This window comes from Roseovarius atlanticus (assembly GCF_001441615.1).
GTDB classification, from domain to species: Bacteria; Pseudomonadota; Alphaproteobacteria; order Rhodobacterales; family Rhodobacteraceae; genus Roseovarius; species Roseovarius atlanticus.
The window spans coordinates 166,517-182,396 of the sequence record NZ_LAXJ01000007.1; the positions used below are offsets into that span (position 1 = coordinate 166,517).

Consider the following 15,880-nt stretch of genomic DNA (forward strand, 5'->3'; position numbering starts at 1 on the left):
GGTTAGCTGGCCTCGTCCAGAAGCGCAAGCACCTCGTCCTGATCCTTGTTGCGCTCGCCTTTCAGACGCCGCACCTCGGCGCGCAGGCGCTGCATCTCGCGCGCCTGCCGGGCCGCCGCCGCACGTTCCTTCGCCTCGCGGATCCATTCCCAGATGAACCCGATCACCAGACCGGCAAGGATCCCGCCGAACATCACCAGAAACAGCGGCAACTGGTACGATGGGTTTACGGCTGCCATCCCGCCCAGTTCGCTTGGCAGGATCTGAACCTCGACAACCTGCCGGTTGGCCAGGGCGATCAGAATGAGAGCCAGCGCGAAGATGGCGATAGAGGCATAGCGGATGTAACGCATCAGGATTTCCCGTTCAGCCGTTCACGCAAGAGCTTTCCCGCCTTGAAGAACGGCACATGTTTTTCCTCGACCTGCACCGACTCGCCGGTGCGGGGGTTGCGCCCGGTCCGCGCATCGCGCTTCTTGACCGAGAACGCGCCGAACCCGCGCAGCTCGACGCGGTTGCCTTCGGCCATGGCATTGGTGATCTCGTTGAAAATGGTGTTCACGATGCGCTCAACGTCGCGCTGATACAGATGTGGATTCTCGTCGGCGATCTTCTGGATTAATTCCGACCGTATCATCGGTTCCCCCCGGCGTTGTTCTTGGTTCGCGCAGCGTATCGACTTTAACGACTATAGATAGAAAAAGCGCAATTAGAAACTGCAACCTACCGGATAAACTCGGAAAATCACCGCGAATTCCGGCGACGCTTCACCACGCGCGGCTCTTTTCCTATCCGAGTGGCGAGCCCGGCGCCCCTCTGTCCGGGCATCGTGCGGACCTCCGTAGATTGATTCGGCGCCACCCGGGCCGGCCTAGGGATGCCCATCCGACGTGCCCCGGATAGGCATCGCCACCGGGCGGTACCGCGCGCGTTTGGCCCGGCAGGACGGACTGCGCCCTGCCTTGCCGATGACTTTCGCGCGTCACGCGCCGAAAGCGCCGTCGATCGTGTGCATAGCGCCCGTCACGAAACCCGCTTCTGGTCCGGCCAGCCAGCCAACCATGCCGGCCACCTCGTCGGCGGTGCCGTGACGCTTGATCGCCATGAAGCTGTGCATCAGGTCTTTCATCGGCCCGTCCGCCGGGTTGGCATCGGTGTCGATCGGCCCCGGCTGAACGACATTCACGGTTATCCCGCGCGGCCCGAAATCGCGCGCTAACCCCCGCGCCAGCCCCTGAAGAGCAGACTTGCTAACGGCATATGACGCCATTCCCGAGATCGGCATCCGGTCCCCGTTGACCGACCCGATCACGATGATCCGCCCGCCCTCGGGCATCTGCCGTGCCGCCTCTACCGCCGCGTGATAGGGCGCATGCACATTGATCCGCAACAGCCGCTCCACCTCATCGGGGTCCTGCTCCAGCGCATCCCCGAAGATCGCGATGCCGGAATTGACCACCAGCACGTCGATCGGGCTGCTGTCACGCACCCGCGCGATCACCGCGTCGCGGTCGGCACTGTCGGTCTGAACCGCGGTGCTGCCGGTTTCCTCGGCCAACTTCTCGGCCGCATCGCGCGATCCGGCATAGGTGAACGTCACATCGGCGCCGTCCCCGGCAAAGCGTCTCACGATGGCCGCTCCGATACCGCGGCTGCCGCCGAGGACCAGTACGGATTTTCCTTTGAATGTGGGCATCTGCCCCTCCTTGATGTTTAATGTAACGAGAGCTACATAAATACTTGGACCACCGGTTCAAGGTATTTATGTAATGAACGATACAAAAAAAGACCAAACACGCGGGCGGCCCCGCCGTTTCAACCCGGACAAGGCCGTCGCTACCGCGCAGAACCTGTTCCACGCCCGCGGCTATGACGCCGTCAGCGTGGCTGACCTGACCCGTGCCATCGGGATCAAGCCGCCCAGTTTCTACGCCGCTTTCGGCAACAAGATCGGGCTCTATGCCCGCGTGCTGGACCGCTATGCCGAAAACGGTGCCATCGCGCTGACCGATCTTCTGCGGGACGACCGACGGGTAGCGGATTGCCTGACGGACCTGCTGGAAGAGGCCGCACACCAATACGGCGCCAATCCCGATGCACCCGGCTGTCTGGTGCTGGAGGGCCGGCGCTGCGACGACGCCGAAGCGCGCGCGGCGGCCTGCGCCTTCTATCACGGCGCCGAGGACAGGATTCGCGCCTTCGTCGCCCGCCGCCACCCGCAGGCGGCAGACCGCGTGACCGACTTCGTCGTCACCGTCATGGCCGGCCTCTCCTCCAGCGCCCGCGAGGGCCACGACGCCGAACGGCTGCGCACCACCGCCCGTATGGCCGGCAAGGTGCTGAGCGAGGACCTTGTATCCTAGCCCGACATATCGGCCCGGCGCGCCAAAGAAAAAAGGCCCCGCATCGCAGCGGGGCCTTTCCAATCTGCAAGCCGGCTCCGGCTTACTTGTCGTCGTCGCCTTTCAGCGCGGCGCCAAGGATATCACCCAGCGAGGCGCCCGAATCCGAGCTGCCATACTGTTGCACGGCTTCTTTCTCTTCGGCGATCTCGCGCGCCTTGATCGACAGGCCCAGACGGCGGGTCTTTCCGTCGACATTGGTCACGCGCACATCGACCTTGTCACCGACCGAGAACCGCTCGGGGCGCTGCTCAGAACGGTCACGCGACAAGTCCGAGCGACGGATGAAGGATTTCATGCCTTCGTATTCCACCTCGATGCCGCCATCCTCGATCGAGGTGACCTCGACGGTGATGATCGAGCCGCGCTTCACGCCGCCCACGGCCTCGGCGAACTTGTCGCCGCCCAGGTTCTTGATCGACAGCGAAATGCGCTCTTTCTCCACATCCACTTCCGAGACGACGGCCTGGACCACATCGCCCTTCTTGTAGTTCTGGATCGCGTCTTCGCCACGCTCGTCCCAGCTGATGTCCGAAAGGTGCACCATGCCGTCGATGTCGCCATCGAGACCGATGAACAGGCCGAACTCGGTGATGTTCTTGACTTCGCCCTCGACCTCGGTGCCCTCGGGGTGCGTTTCCGCGAACACTTCCCACGGGTTGCGCATGGTCTGCTTGAGGCCCAGAGACACGCGGCGCTTGGCCTGGTCGATCTCCAGCACCATGACCTCGACTTCCTGGGACGTGGACACGATCTTGCCGGGATGGACGTTCTTCTTGGTCCAGGACATTTCCGAGACGTGCACGAGGCCCTCGACACCGGGCTCCAGCTCAACGAAGGCACCGTAATCGGTGATGTTCGTGACACGGCCGGTATGCACTGATTCCAGCGGGTACTTGGCGGCCACCAGATCCCACGGATCGTCCTGCAGCTGCTTCATGCCCAGCGAAATACGGTGGGTTTCCTTGTTGATCTTGATCACCTGGACCTTGACGGTCTCGCCGATGTTCAGGATCTCGGAGGGGTGGTTGACACGGCGCCATGCCATGTCGGTGACGTGCAGCAGGCCGTCGACACCGCCCAGGTCCACGAAGGCCCCGTATTCGGTGATGTTCTTGACCACGCCGTCCACGGCCTGACCTTCGGAAAGGTTGCCGATGACCTCGGCGCGCTGCTCGGCGCGGCTCTCTTCCAGAATGGCGCGGCGGCTGACAACGATGTTACCGCGGCGACGGTCCATTTTCAGGATCTGGAAGGGCTGCTTGAGACCCATCAGCGGGCCGGCGTCGCGCACAGGGCGCACATCAACCTGAGAGCCGGGCAGGAAGGCCACGGCACCGCCCAGATCGACGGTAAAGCCGCCTTTGACACGGCCAAAGATCGCGCCTTCGACACGGGCGTCGTCCGCGTATGCTTTCTCCAGGCGGTCCCAGGCTTCCTCGCGGCGGGCCATTTCACGGGAAATGACAGCTTCGCCACGGGCGTTCTCTGCCGAACGCAGGAACACCTCGACCTCGTCGCCCACTTCGATTTCGGGCGCTTCACCGGGATTTGCGAATTCCTTGAGCTCGACGCGGCCTTCCATCTTGTAACCGACGTCGATGATGGCTTGTCCCGCTTCAACAGCGATGACCTTGCCTTTGACAACCGTTCCCTCTTGGGGGGTGTCCATTTCGAGGCTTTCATTAAGGAGGGCCTCGAATTCCTCCATCGATGCGTTTTGAGCCATGTGGCGTTTCAATCCTAACGTTTCGTTGTGTCCGGCCGCGCGGTTGTCTCCGCCGGTCTTCAAGGTTTCGTTGGTCAGACGGGTCCGCCAGGAACGCAAAACAAAGAGGGCCGGTATTCCCGACCCTGCTCGCTCTCAATGCTCTGCGGCGGTTCCGCCTTGTCGACGAAGGGCGCTATAGCCCGCGCGGCCATGACAATCAAGGGGTATCCTGCTTTTGCTCGCTCTCCGGCCCGTCCTCGCGCAGCCGCAGTTCCAGGTACTCGCCCGGCGTGCGTATCATCTTGCCTTGCCCGCGGAACGGCCCGTTGGGGTTGAAGACGTCAACCTCCACCGACCCGCCGTCCGACAGGTCCACGTATAGCAAATTGCTGCCGCACCAATCGATGCTGGCCCGCAACATGTGCTGGGTCGGCGTTACCTCGACCGTAAGCCGGCTGTGACGCTTGATACGCCCCACCTCCTCGCCCGTCACCATCAGGCGGTAGGCGCGAAAGATATCCATCCAGCCGCCGCCCCGATGAAAGGTGATTTTTGCGGTCATGACGCCGCGCGCACCCGCGCCACCTCGGCGCAGGCGGCTTCGACGGCGCGGTCTATCGACAAGGTCGTCGTGTCCAGCAAAATCGCGTCCGGCGCGGGTTTCAGCGGTGCCGTGGCCCGCGCCGAGTCGCGTTCGTCGCGCTGGCGCAGGTCGGCCAGAACTTCGTCATATGTAGTGTCGGCACCTTTGCCCACCAGCTCTTCCAGCCGCCGTTGCGCCCGCACGTCGTCGCTTGCCGTCACGAAGAGCTTCACGTTCGCCTCGGGGCAGATCACCGTGCCGATGTCCCGCCCGTCCAGCACCGCGCCACCGGACCGCGCCGCGAAGGCCCTCTGGAACTCCACCAGCGCGGCACGCACCTCGGGCACCGCGGCCACCCGGCTGGCGGCCTGCCCCACTTCGGCAGATCGCAGGTCGTCCGCCTGAAGGTCTTCGGCCGTCAGTGCGCGTGCCGCCTCGACAGGCTCGGTCCCGTCCAGCGTCCGCCGTCCCGTTGCACGGTATAACAGCCCGGTGTCCAGATGCGCGAAACCGAACCTCTCGGCCACCGCGCGTGCCACCGTGCCCTTGCCCGCCGCCGCCGGCCCGTCGATCGCCACCGTGAAACCCATCTCTTACCCTGCCTTGTTCCGTCCGCTGCGCGTGATCCGCCCGCGAACACTCTGTTTCCGCATTCCGCCCGGCTTTATCGGCCAAAACAGCCCAGTACGGCAAGAAAAAGGCAAAACCTCCCTATTGCTGGCATCTTTGACGCGCAAAGCGGGCTTGTAATACCGGATGCTGCCAAAACCATGTGTAACGATCAACCTGACGATACTTCCGAAATCCGCCTCAGTCCTCCCGCACCGAAGCCGCGCGCGCGCACCTGCGTGCGCCGCGCCTGGGGTCGGGGGCTGTTGTCCGGCCTGCCCTTTGCCGAGGTGATCCTGCTGGCGGGCTTTCTGATGTCGGCGGGAATGTTCCTGACCATCGACCACGGCCATGCCACGACCGATGCCGCAGCGTCCGTTCAGAACGCCTACACGCGCTAGCAGGCGCGGCGGTCTTTCGGGCATCATGCGGGGATGAAGCTTGGAGCGGGTAGCGGGAATCGAACCCGCGCGTTCAGCTTGGGAAGCTGACAGGCTACCATTACATCATACCCGCCTGCGCGACCGTCTAGGTATGACGCCGGTCCTGTCCGGTCAAGACAGATTCGGCGCCGCGCCGGTTCATTCGGCGGCCCGCACCTCGGTATAGGTGTAAGTCTCCTCGTCTCCGTCCGACGTGCTGGCCACCAACAGGCCAATCCCCATTTTCGGCAGGTAATGATAGCGCTCGGTATAGGTCGGGTCATCGTTGAAGGTCAGGTCGATCTCGAAGGCCGGGTAGGCGCATGGCCCCAGCTTGATCGTCGTCAGCGGCCCCGATTTCGCCGTCCCGCCGCCGCTGCTGTCGTTACTCCATGCTGCATCCGGACGCGGTTCATCCCATTTCTCCAGGTCGGCGTAGCTGGCAAAGACATCCTTCTGGCCGACCTTCACGACCCCGTCCTCGATCGGCGTCGAACTGGCCAGGTAAAGCCCGTGGCGCGTCTCCAGGATCGAGCCCGAGCCGTCGGGAAACTCGGCTTGGATCAGGATCTGCTCCGGGGCAAAGCGCCGGTGCGTCTCGATCATCCCGTCGCGGGTCTCGAACACCACGCCGGTGTCCAGCGCTTCGGGGCCCGGGCAGGCCATTGCCGGCAAGGCTGTAGCGGCGGTTGCAAGGACAAGGGGAAACAGAAGAGATTTCGGTGTCATATCGGCCAGATCAATCGGTTGCGCCACGCTGGGCAGGAAAGGACGAAACACGCCGCCACGTCGGGCGCGCCGGCGCTTTGGCTCCACTTTGCGCAATCACCCGGTGCCGCGCAATCCCATTGTCGACCGTCGGTTCAGCCCCGCCGCCGCCGGCGCCGTCCGCCCTCGTCTCCGCCGCCGGTGTTGAACGACGGGTTCGGCAGCGGCGCCACCTTGGCCAGTTCCAGGAACGGATCGGTCTTGTGCGGAATGGCGTTGGCGGCCACGAAATGCTCTTGGAATTTCGGCTCGATCGCGGTTTCCACCTTGGTGATCTCGCGCACCACCCGCTCGATTTCCCGCCTTGCGCCCACATTGCACAGCGCGATGCGCGCGCCCGTGCCTGCGGCGTTGCCCGCGCTCGTGACCTTGTCCAGCGGCACGTCCGGGATCATCCCAAGCACCATCGCATGTTTCGCGCTGATATGCGCACCGAAGGCCCCGGCCAGCACCACGCGGTCCACCTTGTCCACGCCGCGCTGGTCCATCAGCAGCCGCGCGCCGGCGTAAAGCGCCGACTTCGCCAGCTGGATCGCCCGGATATCGCCTTGCGTCACGGTAATCCGCGGCCCGCCCTCGGCCGTCGCGTCATGCACCAGGTAGGAATGCGTCCGCCCTTCCGGCACCATCCGCGCCGTCCCGGTCGCCTCGGCGGATCCGATCAGCCCGCTTTCATCCATCAGTCCCGCCATGCGCAGCTCGGCCACCGCCTCGATGATGCCCGAGCCGCAGATGCCGGTGATGCCGCCTGGCCCCACCTCCTCGGCAAAGCCCTCTTCGTCCGACCACTTGTCCGATCCGATCACGCGAAAGCGCGGCTCTTTCGTCTCCGGGTCGATCCGGATGGCCTCGATCGCCCCCGGCGCGGCCCGCTGCCCGCTGGAAATCTGCGCGCCCTCGAAGGCCGGTCCGGTGGGCGAGGAGCAGGCCAGCACCCGGCTCTTGTCGCCCAAGAGGATCTCGGCATTCGTGCCCACATCCACGATCAGCGCCAGGTCTTCGGATTTCCCCGGCTCCTCGCTCAAGGCCACGGCGGCACAATCCGCACCCACATGCCCCGCGATGCAGGGCAGCACGTAGACCCGCGCCCGCGTGTTGATCGCGCTCAACTCCAGTTCCCGTGCCTCCAGCGCCATGCTGTCCGACGTGGCCAGCGCAAAGGGCGCTTGCCCCAGTTCCACCGGGTCGATCCCCAGAAGCAGGTGGTGCATCACCGGGTTGCACACGAACACCGTCTCGACGATCAGGCTCGGGTCGATCTCGGCTTCCTTGGCAATCTCCTCGGCCAGCGTGTTGATCGCCTCGCGCACCGCGCGGGTCATCTCCTGGTCGCCGCCGGGGTTCATCATGGCGTAACTCACCCGGCTCATCAGGTCTTCGCCGAACCGGATCTGCGGATTCATGATACCCGACGACGCCTTGACCTCGCCGCTTTCCAGGTCGGTCAGATGCGCCGCCACCGTGGTCGACCCAAGATCGATCGCCAGCCCGTATAGGCCGCTTTCATGCAGCCCCGGCCAGATCTCGATCACCCGCGGCACCGGGTCCAGGTGCGACTTGTGCAAGGCCACCGTCACCCGGAACTTGCCTTTGCGCAGCACCGGCTGAAGCTTGGCCAGAAGCGTAAGGTCGGCTGTGATCTCGGCGATCTCCCACTGCTCGCGCAGCGCCCGTTCCAGCCGTTCCAGATCGCCGGTGGGCTCGTGCATGTCCGGCTCGTCCACCTCGACGAAGTAAAGCCGCGTCGCCGGATCCATCTGGATCACCCGGGCCGAGGCCGCCTTGCGCACCACCTGTTTGTGGACCTGGCTCTCGGGCGGCACGTCGATCACGATGTCGCTCATCACCTGCGCCTGACAGCCCAGCCGCCGCCCGGCCTTCAGCCCGCGCTTCTGGTCATAGCGCTCCTCAACCGCGTTCCACTCAGACAGCGCGCCCTCACGCACCGTCACGCCATGCTTGGAAAACTCGCCATAGCCGGGCGTGATCTGGCACTTGGAACAGATACCCCGCCCGCCACAGACCGAATCGAGGTCGACGCCCAGCTGGCGCGCCGCGGTCAGCACCGGTGTGCCTTTCGGGAACCGCCCGCGCTTGCCCGAGGGCGTGAATACCACCAGTGGATCAGTCTCGTTCATCTTGCATCGCCTTTGGCCAAAGCACGTCCCAGCGGCACCATACCGCTTTCCCGCGCCGCCGAAAGCCTGCGACCGGCAGAATTTGGCACGCCCGCGACCCCGCAAATTCATACGAATTTTGGCCGCCCAAGATTATTCGTACGAATAATCTTGGGCCCGCACTCAAACCCGCCGCATCTCCGCGCCCAGACCCGCCATCAGCGCCTCGAATACCGGAAAGGAGGTGGCGATCGGCCCGCCATCATCCACCGTCACAGGATCCCGGCTGGCCAGACCCAGCACCAGAAAAGACATCGCGATCCGGTGGTCCAGATGGCTGGCACAGGTCGCCCCGCCCGGCACGCCGCCCGCGCCCATCCCTTCGACGATCCACCAATCCTCGCCGTCCTCGACCGTCACGCCACAGGCACGCAGTCCCGCGGCCATCGCGTCAATCCGGTCGCTTTCCTTGACGCGCAGTTCCTTGACCCCGCGCATCACCGTCCGCCCCGTCGCGCAGGCCGCAACGACCGACAACACCGGGTATTCGTCGATCATGCTCGCCGCGCGCTCGGGCGGTACCTCGATGCCTTGCATGTCCGGCGAAAACCGCGCCCGCAGGTCCGCCACCGGCTCGCCGCCTTCCTCGCGCTCGTTCTCATAGGTCAGGTCCGCACCCATCTCGCGCAGCGTGGTGAAAAGCCCCGCACGCGTCGGGTTCAGCCCGATATTGGGCACCAGCACGTCCGACCCTTCGGTTATCAACGCCGCGCAGACCGGGAAAGCCGCGCTCGACGGGTCGCGCGGCACGACAATGGTCTGGGGTGTCAATTCGGGCTGCCCGGTCAGTGTGATGACCCGGCCCTCCTCGGTGACCTCGGTCGAGATCTCGGCCCCAAACCCGGCCAGCATCCGCTCCGTATGATCGCGCGTCGCCTCGCGCTCGATCACCACGGTCTGCCCCGGTGCGTTCAGCCCCGCCAAAAGCACGGCCGACTTCACCTGTGCCGACGGCACCGGCACCACGTAACGCACCGGCACCGGCTCGCGCGCGCCGACGATGGTCATCGGCAACCGCCCGCCCGCGCGCCCCACGGCGCGCGCGCCGAAGAGCGCCAGAGGGTCGGTCACCCGCGCCATGGGCCGCCCGTTCAGGCTGGCATCGCCGGTAAACGTCGCGGTGATGGGCGATGTCGCCATCGCCCCCATGATCAGCCGCACGCCCGTGCCCGAATTGCCGCAGTCGATCACCTGACCAGGCTCGGCAAACCCGCCGACACCCACGCCATGCACGCGCCACACGCCATCGGCGTCGCGCGCCACTTTCGCGCCCATGGCCCGCATGGCCCTGGCCGTATCCAGCACGTCCTCGCCTTCCAGCAGGCCGGTCACCACGGTCTCGCCGACGCTGAGCGCGCCCAATATAAGACTACGATGCGAGATCGACTTGTCGCCCGGCACATGCGCCTCGCCTTTCAGGCCAGACGACAGGCTGGATTGCATAGGAACAGGCGCGCCATGACCAGACATCGGAGATCCTTCTTTCAAAACCTGATGCGCTGATAACGCAGCCCCCGGGCAGCGTCCATCGTGCCTTTCCTCTGGCCATAAATATCCGGGGGTTTGGGGGCTGGCCCCCAATCTTAACTGAGTTTGGGGGCTGCCCCCCAAATCAACCAAACCTGGTTGGCGCAGCCACTCCTTTAAGTCACTTGCCGTCGCGCGGGCGCACCGCAGCCGTGACCAGCAGTTCCACCTTCAACTCGGGATGCGCCAGCTTCGCCTCGCCGCAGGCTCTTGCGGGCGCATGACCTTCGGGAACCCAGCTGTCCCACACCTCGTTCATCTCGGCGAAATCGGCCATGTCGGACAGCCAGATCGTGCATTGCAGGATCCGCGTCGCATCAGACCCCGCCTCGCCCAACAGCGCCTCGACCTTCTCAAGACAAGTGCGGGTCTGGTCGGCCACGCTGTCGCCGCGATTGCCCACCTGGCCGGCGAGATAGATCGTCTCGCCGTGGATCACGATCTGGCTCATGCGGGCGGCGGTGTGGTGGCGGATGATATCTGTCATGACGGGGCTCCTCTGCCTATACTCGCCCCGTCATAACGCGGCCCGCGCTACTGCGCCAGTTCCCCGATGCTGCCGGCCATGGCCCAGTCCGTCATGCCCTTGCGCCACACCAGCGTCTGGTCTCCGACCCGACCTGCCGCCATCTCGGCACGAAGGTCATTCAGCGTCATCGGCCCGACCTGCTGCTGGCCCTCGGCGAACCACCAAATTGCCTCTTGTGGGGGCTGCGCCTCGCCGCGGCTTTTCTTCAACCGCTCAAGCTCGCCCGCAGCATCCTCGTGCCCGCGGTCCAGCGCCACCTGCATCCACTCGATCGCCCGGTCGAGGCTCTTTTCCACCCCGTCGCCATCGCGATACATCACACCCAGGTTGAAGGCCGCAGTCGGGTGGCCGTCCAGCGCGGCGACCTCGAACATCCGTGCGGCCTCGGCCATGTTCACCTCCACACCCTCGCCGCCGTGATAGTAGATCACGCCAGCCAGGTAGGTTGCGCTGGTGTTGCCCTGCTCGGCCGACATCAGCGCATAGCGCAGCGCTTCGGCGGCATCTTTCTCGCCGCCGCGGCCCTGCCAGCGGAACCAGGCATAGTTGGACTGCGATACGCGGTTTCCCAGGTCCGCGGCACGCAGGTAATAAGCTGCCGCCTTGGCATCGTCCTTGGGCACGTGCTCGCCGCGCGCATATTCCACGCCCAGCTGGTTCAGCGCATCGGTGCGCTCTTCGTCCCCCGCGCGGTTCAGAAGCTCCAGCGCCAGATCAACGTCCTTTTCGACCGTGATCGCCTGAAGATAGGCGATCCCCATGATGTATACAGAGTTCGGATGGTCGTCCTCGACCGCCACCTTGGCATAGCCCACTGCCCGCGGCTCGTCCTCGGGGATGCCCTCGACCCCGTACCAGAACATGTTGGCCAGGTTGTCGGCGGCGATCGTACTGCCCAGCGCCATGGCCTGTTCGTAATACTCGATCGCCTTCTCGAAACTCTGCTCGACCCCGTCGCCGCGGTAATAGGCCACGCCGAGGTTGTTCAGCTTGGCCGCTTCGCTCAATTCTCCGTCGCCGTCATTCGAAGGCGCGCCCGAGCGTGTGCTGGTGATCACCTCCCGGCCGTCGACCACGATCCGGGTGGTGTTGCCCTCGACGATGATCTCGACCTCCTCGAATTCACCGCTGTCGACCGACGACCCGTCCAGCGAAATCGTCGTGCCGTCGATGACGATTTCGCGCCCGTCGATCACGATCTCCGCACCGCTCGACGTGGTCGATATGCTTTGCGAGCCGCCCCCGGTGATGGTGATCTTCACACCGTTCACCGTGACCGAGGACGAGCTTTGCGCCTCCGCCATGCCCGCAGGCACGGTCAGCGCCAGCGCCAGTGCCAGGCCGACAATCACAGCCACTATATGCGCCCGCATCGGCCGCAGGAAATCCGTTTTCGTCATCGCAATCCCCAATCAGTTGCGTTTCGATACCCTTCAGAAATTCGACCGCCGCAAGATCGTGCCGTTATCGTCGATCGTGTTCTCGTCTATCACCTTGATGGTCACACGGCGAAAGATGTTGCCGATTTCCGGCACACTGCCCTGAGGGTGGTTCGACGTCGTCTCGCTGGTGCCCGACAATTCCAGGTCAAAGCTCTGGGGCGTCGGTTTCGTCACCTCGAAGCTGCCCTTGCCGGTCGTCTTGGCGCTGAACATGCCACCCGATGTCGGCACGTCGAACCGCTGCAACAGATCGAACGATCCCAGCTTGTTGAAGGTCATCCGCAGCGTCATCGTGCCCAGCCCGACGCCCTCGACCGTCTGCTGTTTCGGTCCGCTTTCCCAATCGCCCTCGAGAAAGGCGACATAGTCGCGCTGGGGCGGCGGCGGCGGCGCCTGCTCCATGTCGCTGAAGATCTGCGCCACTTCCTTCAACGTCCGGGCCGGGCGCCAATCTGCCATGCCCGGCATCCACACCATGGTCTCGCGGGTTAGTCTTTTGTCGCGGACGCGCTGCTGAACTTCGGTATGGGTCAAGGGCCCCACCGACTGACCGTTCTCGACCACGTAAAGTCCGTCCGCTGTCATTTGCTGCGCGGCACCGGGCCCGCCCCAGCCCAACAGCATCAGTGTCGTCGCAAGAGCCAGAACAAGACGTGCGCCATGATGGCGCACCGAATAGGTCTTCTGCTCGATTTCACAAGACCGTGTCATTGCGCCGCCTTTCGATAAGTGCTGCCGTCCTCAATGAACGTGCTCTGGTCCATCGCCTTGATCGTGGCGTCGAACTGCAACTGGTCGGGAAAACCGTTGCCGGGCTGCCCCTCGATCTTGGTCAGCGACGTGCCAAGAAAGCTGATCGTCACCGTCTCGCCATTCGCGCCGCTCAGCGTGTAGGTTCCGGTGCCCTCGACATTCACCGACATCGGCTGCGGCGCCCCCGGAACCGTGCTCATCTTTGTCAGCGACCTGAACGTTCCGTCGGCGCCGAAGGCGATGGTGTTGACGACGCTGGCCTGTCCCATATCCGGTATATCGGTCTGGGCGGGGTCGCTTGTCCAACTGCCCTGAAGGTACGTCCCAAAATCCCGCACGTTGAAGGCCGGGTCGGCCTCGGCGGCTCTGGGCGAGCCGATAAGCGGCCCCAGGTCCGGCCTGAAGCGGGCCTCCTCCCAGTCGTTCATGCCCTGTCGCCACACCAGCGAGCGTTCCGACAGACGCCCGTCGCGAACCCGCGCCTCTATCTCCGAGGCCGGCAGCGGCCCGACCGCCTGACCGTTCTCGACGACGTAATATCCTTCGAGCGGGGGCAACTCCTGCGCGGCCGCAGGCATCGGGACCAGCCAGATCCCGACGCACAGCACCAGTGCCCCCAGCAGCCGTGCCGCGATTTTCCCCAATGATTCCATACCCAACGCCCCGCTGACCATCTCAAAGCCCAAGGCTCACAGAATCTGACTAGGCGCACATCACCCAATTGGGTATCTTGGCACCGTCACGGCCCGATAAGGTCAGGGCTGGTTTTGGGGAAGACCATGCCAGTTGGGGATTATGACGCCGACCTCGCGTCGGTGTTTTCGATATTGCCGCGGGACAAGGCCCGCGAAGCGCGCGACTATGTCGCCAAACGTCTCAAGGTCGCCGAAGCCGCCATCGAGGATGATCTGGCGTGGGCAGACTTCGATATGTCCGGCAAGCCCCTGCGTGGCGGATTGTCCAGCATTACCGACCATTCCACGCGCATTCTGCCAGCCGGCACCGACAACCCGGCGGTGGCAGCAATCTTGGACAACGTGGCACGGCACGGGCTTGCGGCGGGCCAGATCTCGTGGAACGCAAAGGCACAGATGCTGTTCTGGTACGTGCCGATCACGCCCTCCAACCGCGATTCGGTGGGCAAGCGCCGGCTGCGCGGGTTCGCCGTCACCCAGCTGCTCTTTTCCGAGTTCCTCGACATCTTCAACGACGAAAGCGGGCTGACCCAGGCCGAGATCCGCACCGTGTTCCAGGTGATCGGCGGCGCCAGCCTGCGCGCCGCGGCCGATCTCGACGCACTGTCGTACGAGACCAAGCGCGCCCATCTCAAGAACGCCTGCGGCAAGTTGATGTGTTCGGGCCAGCGCGAGCTGATCACCAAGCTGCTGGGCCAGATGGTCCACTTCATCTCGATCTCCGAAGGCGAGGCCAGCCATGCCGGCTTTGTCGAACCCTTCTTCGCCCGCTACCTGTCGCAGGATGCGCGCCTTCTGTCGCGCCGCCTGTCGGGCGGGCGGCTGGTCAACTTCGTCGAGTTCGGCCCCGCCACAGGCACGCCGGTGCTTTTATGCCACGGCGTGCTTTTCGCCCTGCTGATGCGCGACGCTTCCCCGCACCTGGCCCAGCTGGGGCTGCGGGTGATCACGCCGATCCGCGAGGGCTATCTTGAAATCCGGCCCACCTCGTCGCTATTCGGACAGGACGATCTTCTGCGTCAGTGGGTCGACGACGCCCACGGGCTGATCCGCGAATATATCGGTCACCCCTGCGCCGTGCTGGGCAATTCCACCGGCGCCCGTGCCGCTGTGCGCCTTGCCTACGAGGCGCCAGGTGACGTGACCGCGCTGACCCTCGTCTCGCCGACCTTGCTTCAGGCCGAAACCCTGCGCGAGGGCAAACTTGGCGGCTTCTTCGACGCGGTCCGTGGTCTCGTGACCAATTCGCGGCTCTTCAAGGCCGTGACCTGGCGTTTCAAGAAATACTATCTCAGCGAAAAGACCTGCCGCGCCGCACTGATCCAGCTTTTCGGCGGCAACGCCAGCGATCACGCGGTGCTTGAACGGCCCTTCGCCAATGGCGACAGCAGCTATGCGATGTTCTCGGACATCTACACCAGTTCGCTGCGCGGCGTGGCCGCCGATTTCGGCTTCGACTTCCGCAGTGTCCACCAAGAGATGCAGGCGTTGAAAATGCCGATGTCCATCCTGCACGGGCGCGACGACCCGATGCTGTCATCGGCCGAGATGTCCGCCCAATTGCCCGCCACCCTTGCCGGCAAAGTCACCACCATCGAAGGCGGCCACTTCATCGGCGCCACTGCCGCCGAAACCGTGTGGGACCGGGTGGCGGACACGACCGGCTGAAGCGCCACTTAATGAGACCCGTCTTCCAGGTGCAGCTTGATGTCGACCAGCACCTGTTGAAGCGCCAGAGTCTCCTTCAGCAAACGCCTGGCCTCTGCGGCCGAAATCACTCCGTCCCCGATCGATTGATGATACTCCGCCATCAGCATCGCGAACCGCTGTGACAACGCGATCACGTCCGCGTTGACACCGCCCGTGCCGCTGTCGTTGCGCCTTGCGTCGTCAAAGCTCAGCTGCGTGCCGTTCAGCTCCGCCAGCGCGGCGGTCACGTGCGGATAGGACGCCGCCGCCTCCAGCGCGGCCACCGCGTCGACCGGCATGAACCGGTCGGCATGTTCGTCATGATCCGAATAATAGCGCCCCAACGTCGCCTTGGATTTGCCGGTCAGTGTGCACGCAGGCTCGACGCCCACGTCCTTGACCAGCGCCTCGGTGTGTTTCTTGAGGTATGATCCAGCCTTCGACATCGCACGCGTTCCCTTCTTCGGGCCGTTATCCGGGTTGCCTGTCGGCGCCGCAATGGTGGAAAACCTTACGTTCCCGGATGTCACGTACCTTGCGGCAGGCTTGATCCCGCGCCTTTCATGCGGATAA

The 15,880-nt window shown here is 64.4% G+C and carries 17 protein-coding genes and 1 tRNA gene; 3 read left to right on the forward strand and 15 right to left on the reverse strand.

Features of this window, described 5'->3' with window-relative positions:
• Positions 1–2 precede the first annotated feature (2 nt).
• The 3 genes from XM53_RS08265 to bdcA all read right to left on the reverse strand — a co-directional run bounded on the left by XM53_RS08265 (position 3) and on the right by bdcA (position 1,696).
• The gene (locus tag XM53_RS08265; protein ID WP_057792169.1) at positions 3–353 is read right to left on the reverse strand and encodes a lipopolysaccharide assembly protein LapA domain-containing protein; all 351 of its coding nucleotides are present in this window, start codon (positions 351–353) and stop codon (positions 3–5) included.
• Positions 353–637 (reverse strand): integration host factor subunit beta, encoded by a 285-nt coding sequence (gene ihfB, locus XM53_RS08270; RefSeq protein ID WP_057792171.1) that lies wholly within the window; start codon positions 635–637, stop codon positions 353–355. The genes XM53_RS08265 and ihfB overlap by 1 nt, the downstream gene beginning before the upstream one ends.
• A 345-nt stretch (positions 638–982) precedes the next feature.
• Positions 983–1,696: an SDR family oxidoreductase gene (gene bdcA / locus XM53_RS08275; protein WP_057792173.1), complete on the reverse strand. Its 714-nt coding sequence runs from the start codon at positions 1,694–1,696 to the stop codon at positions 983–985.
• 73 nt (positions 1,697–1,769) lie between these two features.
• Here bdcA and XM53_RS08280 point away from each other — a divergent pair, with 73 nt between their 5' ends.
• Positions 1,770–2,363, forward strand: coding sequence for a TetR/AcrR family transcriptional regulator (locus XM53_RS08280; protein WP_057792175.1), 594 nt, complete (start codon positions 1,770–1,772; stop codon positions 2,361–2,363).
• Between the two features lie 82 nt (positions 2,364–2,445).
• Here the strand turns inward: XM53_RS08280 and rpsA are convergent, their stop codons facing one another.
• The 3 genes from rpsA to cmk form a co-directional block, all read right to left on the reverse strand.
• Complete coding sequence (rpsA, locus tag XM53_RS08285) at positions 2,446–4,131, reverse strand: 30S ribosomal protein S1 (protein ID WP_057792177.1); 1,686 nt, start codon at positions 4,129–4,131, stop codon at positions 2,446–2,448.
• 199 nt (positions 4,132–4,330) lie between these two features.
• The gene (locus tag XM53_RS08290) at positions 4,331–4,675 is read right to left on the reverse strand and encodes a hypothetical protein (protein WP_057792180.1); all 345 of its coding nucleotides are present in this window, start codon (positions 4,673–4,675) and stop codon (positions 4,331–4,333) included.
• Entirely contained in the window at positions 4,672–5,286 is a 615-nt protein-coding gene (gene cmk / locus XM53_RS08295) for a (d)CMP kinase (protein ID WP_057792182.1), read from the reverse strand. The genes XM53_RS08290 and cmk overlap by 4 nt, the downstream gene beginning before the upstream one ends.
• Positions 5,287–5,466: 180 nt before the next feature.
• Between cmk and XM53_RS08300 the strand changes: the two genes are divergently transcribed.
• A complete protein-coding gene (locus XM53_RS08300; RefSeq protein WP_057792184.1) occupies positions 5,467–5,706 on the forward strand; it encodes a hypothetical protein in 240 nt (79 codons plus the stop codon).
• Between the two features lie 41 nt (positions 5,707–5,747).
• Here XM53_RS08300 and XM53_RS08305 read toward each other — a convergent pair.
• The 8 genes from XM53_RS08305 to XM53_RS08340 form a co-directional block, all read right to left on the reverse strand.
• Positions 5,748–5,821 (reverse strand) — tRNA-Gly (locus XM53_RS08305).
• 65 nt (positions 5,822–5,886) lie between these two features.
• Positions 5,887–6,456 carry a hypothetical protein gene (locus tag XM53_RS08310; protein ID WP_236544440.1) on the reverse strand — a complete coding sequence of 190 codons (570 nt, stop codon included), beginning with the start codon at positions 6,454–6,456 and terminating at the stop codon, positions 5,887–5,889.
• Between the two features lie 134 nt (positions 6,457–6,590).
• On the reverse strand, positions 6,591–8,633 hold the full coding sequence (locus tag XM53_RS08315) for an ASKHA domain-containing protein (protein WP_057792188.1): 2,043 nt from the start codon (positions 8,631–8,633) through the stop codon (positions 6,591–6,593).
• A 162-nt stretch (positions 8,634–8,795) separates the two neighbouring features.
• Positions 8,796–10,142 (reverse strand): 3-phosphoshikimate 1-carboxyvinyltransferase, encoded by a 1,347-nt coding sequence (aroA, locus tag XM53_RS08320; RefSeq protein WP_057792190.1) that lies wholly within the window; start codon positions 10,140–10,142, stop codon positions 8,796–8,798.
• Positions 10,143–10,320: 178 nt separating this feature from the next.
• Positions 10,321–10,686, reverse strand: coding sequence for a RidA family protein (locus XM53_RS08325; RefSeq protein WP_057792192.1), 366 nt, complete (start codon positions 10,684–10,686; stop codon positions 10,321–10,323).
• Positions 10,687–10,733: 47 nt separating this feature from the next.
• Positions 10,734–12,128, reverse strand: coding sequence for a GYF domain-containing protein (locus XM53_RS08330; protein ID WP_057792194.1), 1,395 nt, complete (start codon positions 12,126–12,128; stop codon positions 10,734–10,736).
• A gap of 33 nt (positions 12,129–12,161) precedes the next feature.
• Positions 12,162–12,881 (reverse strand): DUF4339 domain-containing protein, encoded by a 720-nt coding sequence (locus tag XM53_RS08335; protein ID WP_057792196.1) that lies wholly within the window; start codon positions 12,879–12,881, stop codon positions 12,162–12,164.
• A complete protein-coding gene (locus XM53_RS08340; RefSeq protein WP_057792198.1) occupies positions 12,878–13,576 on the reverse strand; it encodes a DUF4339 domain-containing protein in 699 nt (232 codons plus the stop codon). Before XM53_RS08340 ends, XM53_RS08335 begins: the two co-directional genes overlap by 4 nt.
• A 126-nt stretch (positions 13,577–13,702) precedes the next feature.
• Between XM53_RS08340 and XM53_RS08345 the strand changes: the two genes are divergently transcribed.
• Entirely contained in the window at positions 13,703–15,286 is a 1,584-nt protein-coding gene (locus XM53_RS08345) for an alpha/beta fold hydrolase (protein ID WP_057792200.1), read from the forward strand.
• Between the two features lie 8 nt (positions 15,287–15,294).
• Here the strand turns inward: XM53_RS08345 and XM53_RS08350 are convergent, their stop codons facing one another.
• Positions 15,295–15,753: a hypothetical protein gene (locus XM53_RS08350; protein WP_057792202.1), complete on the reverse strand. Its 459-nt coding sequence runs from the start codon at positions 15,751–15,753 to the stop codon at positions 15,295–15,297.
• Positions 15,754–15,880 lie beyond the last annotated feature (127 nt).

Excerpts from the sequence above, each read along its gene's own strand:
- aroA (WP_057792190.1), bottom strand. The coding sequence starts at position 10,142 with ATGTCTGGTCATGGCGCGCCTGTTCCTATGCAATCCAGCCTGTCGTCT.
- bdcA (WP_057792173.1), bottom strand. The coding sequence starts at position 1,696 with ATGCCCACATTCAAAGGAAAATCCGTACTGGTCCTCGGCGGCAGCCGC.
- XM53_RS08290 (WP_057792180.1), bottom strand. The coding sequence starts at position 4,675 with ATGACCGCAAAAATCACCTTTCATCGGGGCGGCGGCTGGATGGATATC.
- XM53_RS08315 (WP_057792188.1), bottom strand. The coding sequence starts at position 8,633 with ATGAACGAGACTGATCCACTGGTGGTATTCACGCCCTCGGGCAAGCGC.
- XM53_RS08340 (WP_057792198.1), bottom strand. The coding sequence starts at position 13,576 with ATGGAATCATTGGGGAAAATCGCGGCACGGCTGCTGGGGGCACTGGTG.
- XM53_RS08300 (WP_057792184.1), top strand. The coding sequence starts at position 5,467 with ATGTGTAACGATCAACCTGACGATACTTCCGAAATCCGCCTCAGTCCT.
- XM53_RS08265 (WP_057792169.1), bottom strand. The coding sequence starts at position 353 with ATGCGTTACATCCGCTATGCCTCTATCGCCATCTTCGCGCTGGCTCTC.
- XM53_RS08280 (WP_057792175.1), top strand. The coding sequence starts at position 1,770 with ATGAACGATACAAAAAAAGACCAAACACGCGGGCGGCCCCGCCGTTTC.
- XM53_RS08345 (WP_057792200.1), top strand. The coding sequence starts at position 13,703 with ATGCCAGTTGGGGATTATGACGCCGACCTCGCGTCGGTGTTTTCGATA.
- cmk (WP_057792182.1), bottom strand. The coding sequence starts at position 5,286 with ATGGGTTTCACGGTGGCGATCGACGGGCCGGCGGCGGCGGGCAAGGGC.
- ihfB (WP_057792171.1), bottom strand. The coding sequence starts at position 637 with ATGATACGGTCGGAATTAATCCAGAAGATCGCCGACGAGAATCCACAT.
- XM53_RS08325 (WP_057792192.1), bottom strand. The coding sequence starts at position 10,686 with ATGACAGATATCATCCGCCACCACACCGCCGCCCGCATGAGCCAGATC.
- rpsA (WP_057792177.1), bottom strand. The coding sequence starts at position 4,131 with ATGGCTCAAAACGCATCGATGGAGGAATTCGAGGCCCTCCTTAATGAA.
- XM53_RS08330 (WP_057792194.1), bottom strand. The coding sequence starts at position 12,128 with ATGACGAAAACGGATTTCCTGCGGCCGATGCGGGCGCATATAGTGGCT.
- XM53_RS08310 (WP_236544440.1), bottom strand. The coding sequence starts at position 6,456 with ATGACACCGAAATCTCTTCTGTTTCCCCTTGTCCTTGCAACCGCCGCT.
- XM53_RS08350 (WP_057792202.1), bottom strand. The coding sequence starts at position 15,753 with ATGTCGAAGGCTGGATCATACCTCAAGAAACACACCGAGGCGCTGGTC.
- XM53_RS08335 (WP_057792196.1), bottom strand. The coding sequence starts at position 12,881 with ATGACACGGTCTTGTGAAATCGAGCAGAAGACCTATTCGGTGCGCCAT.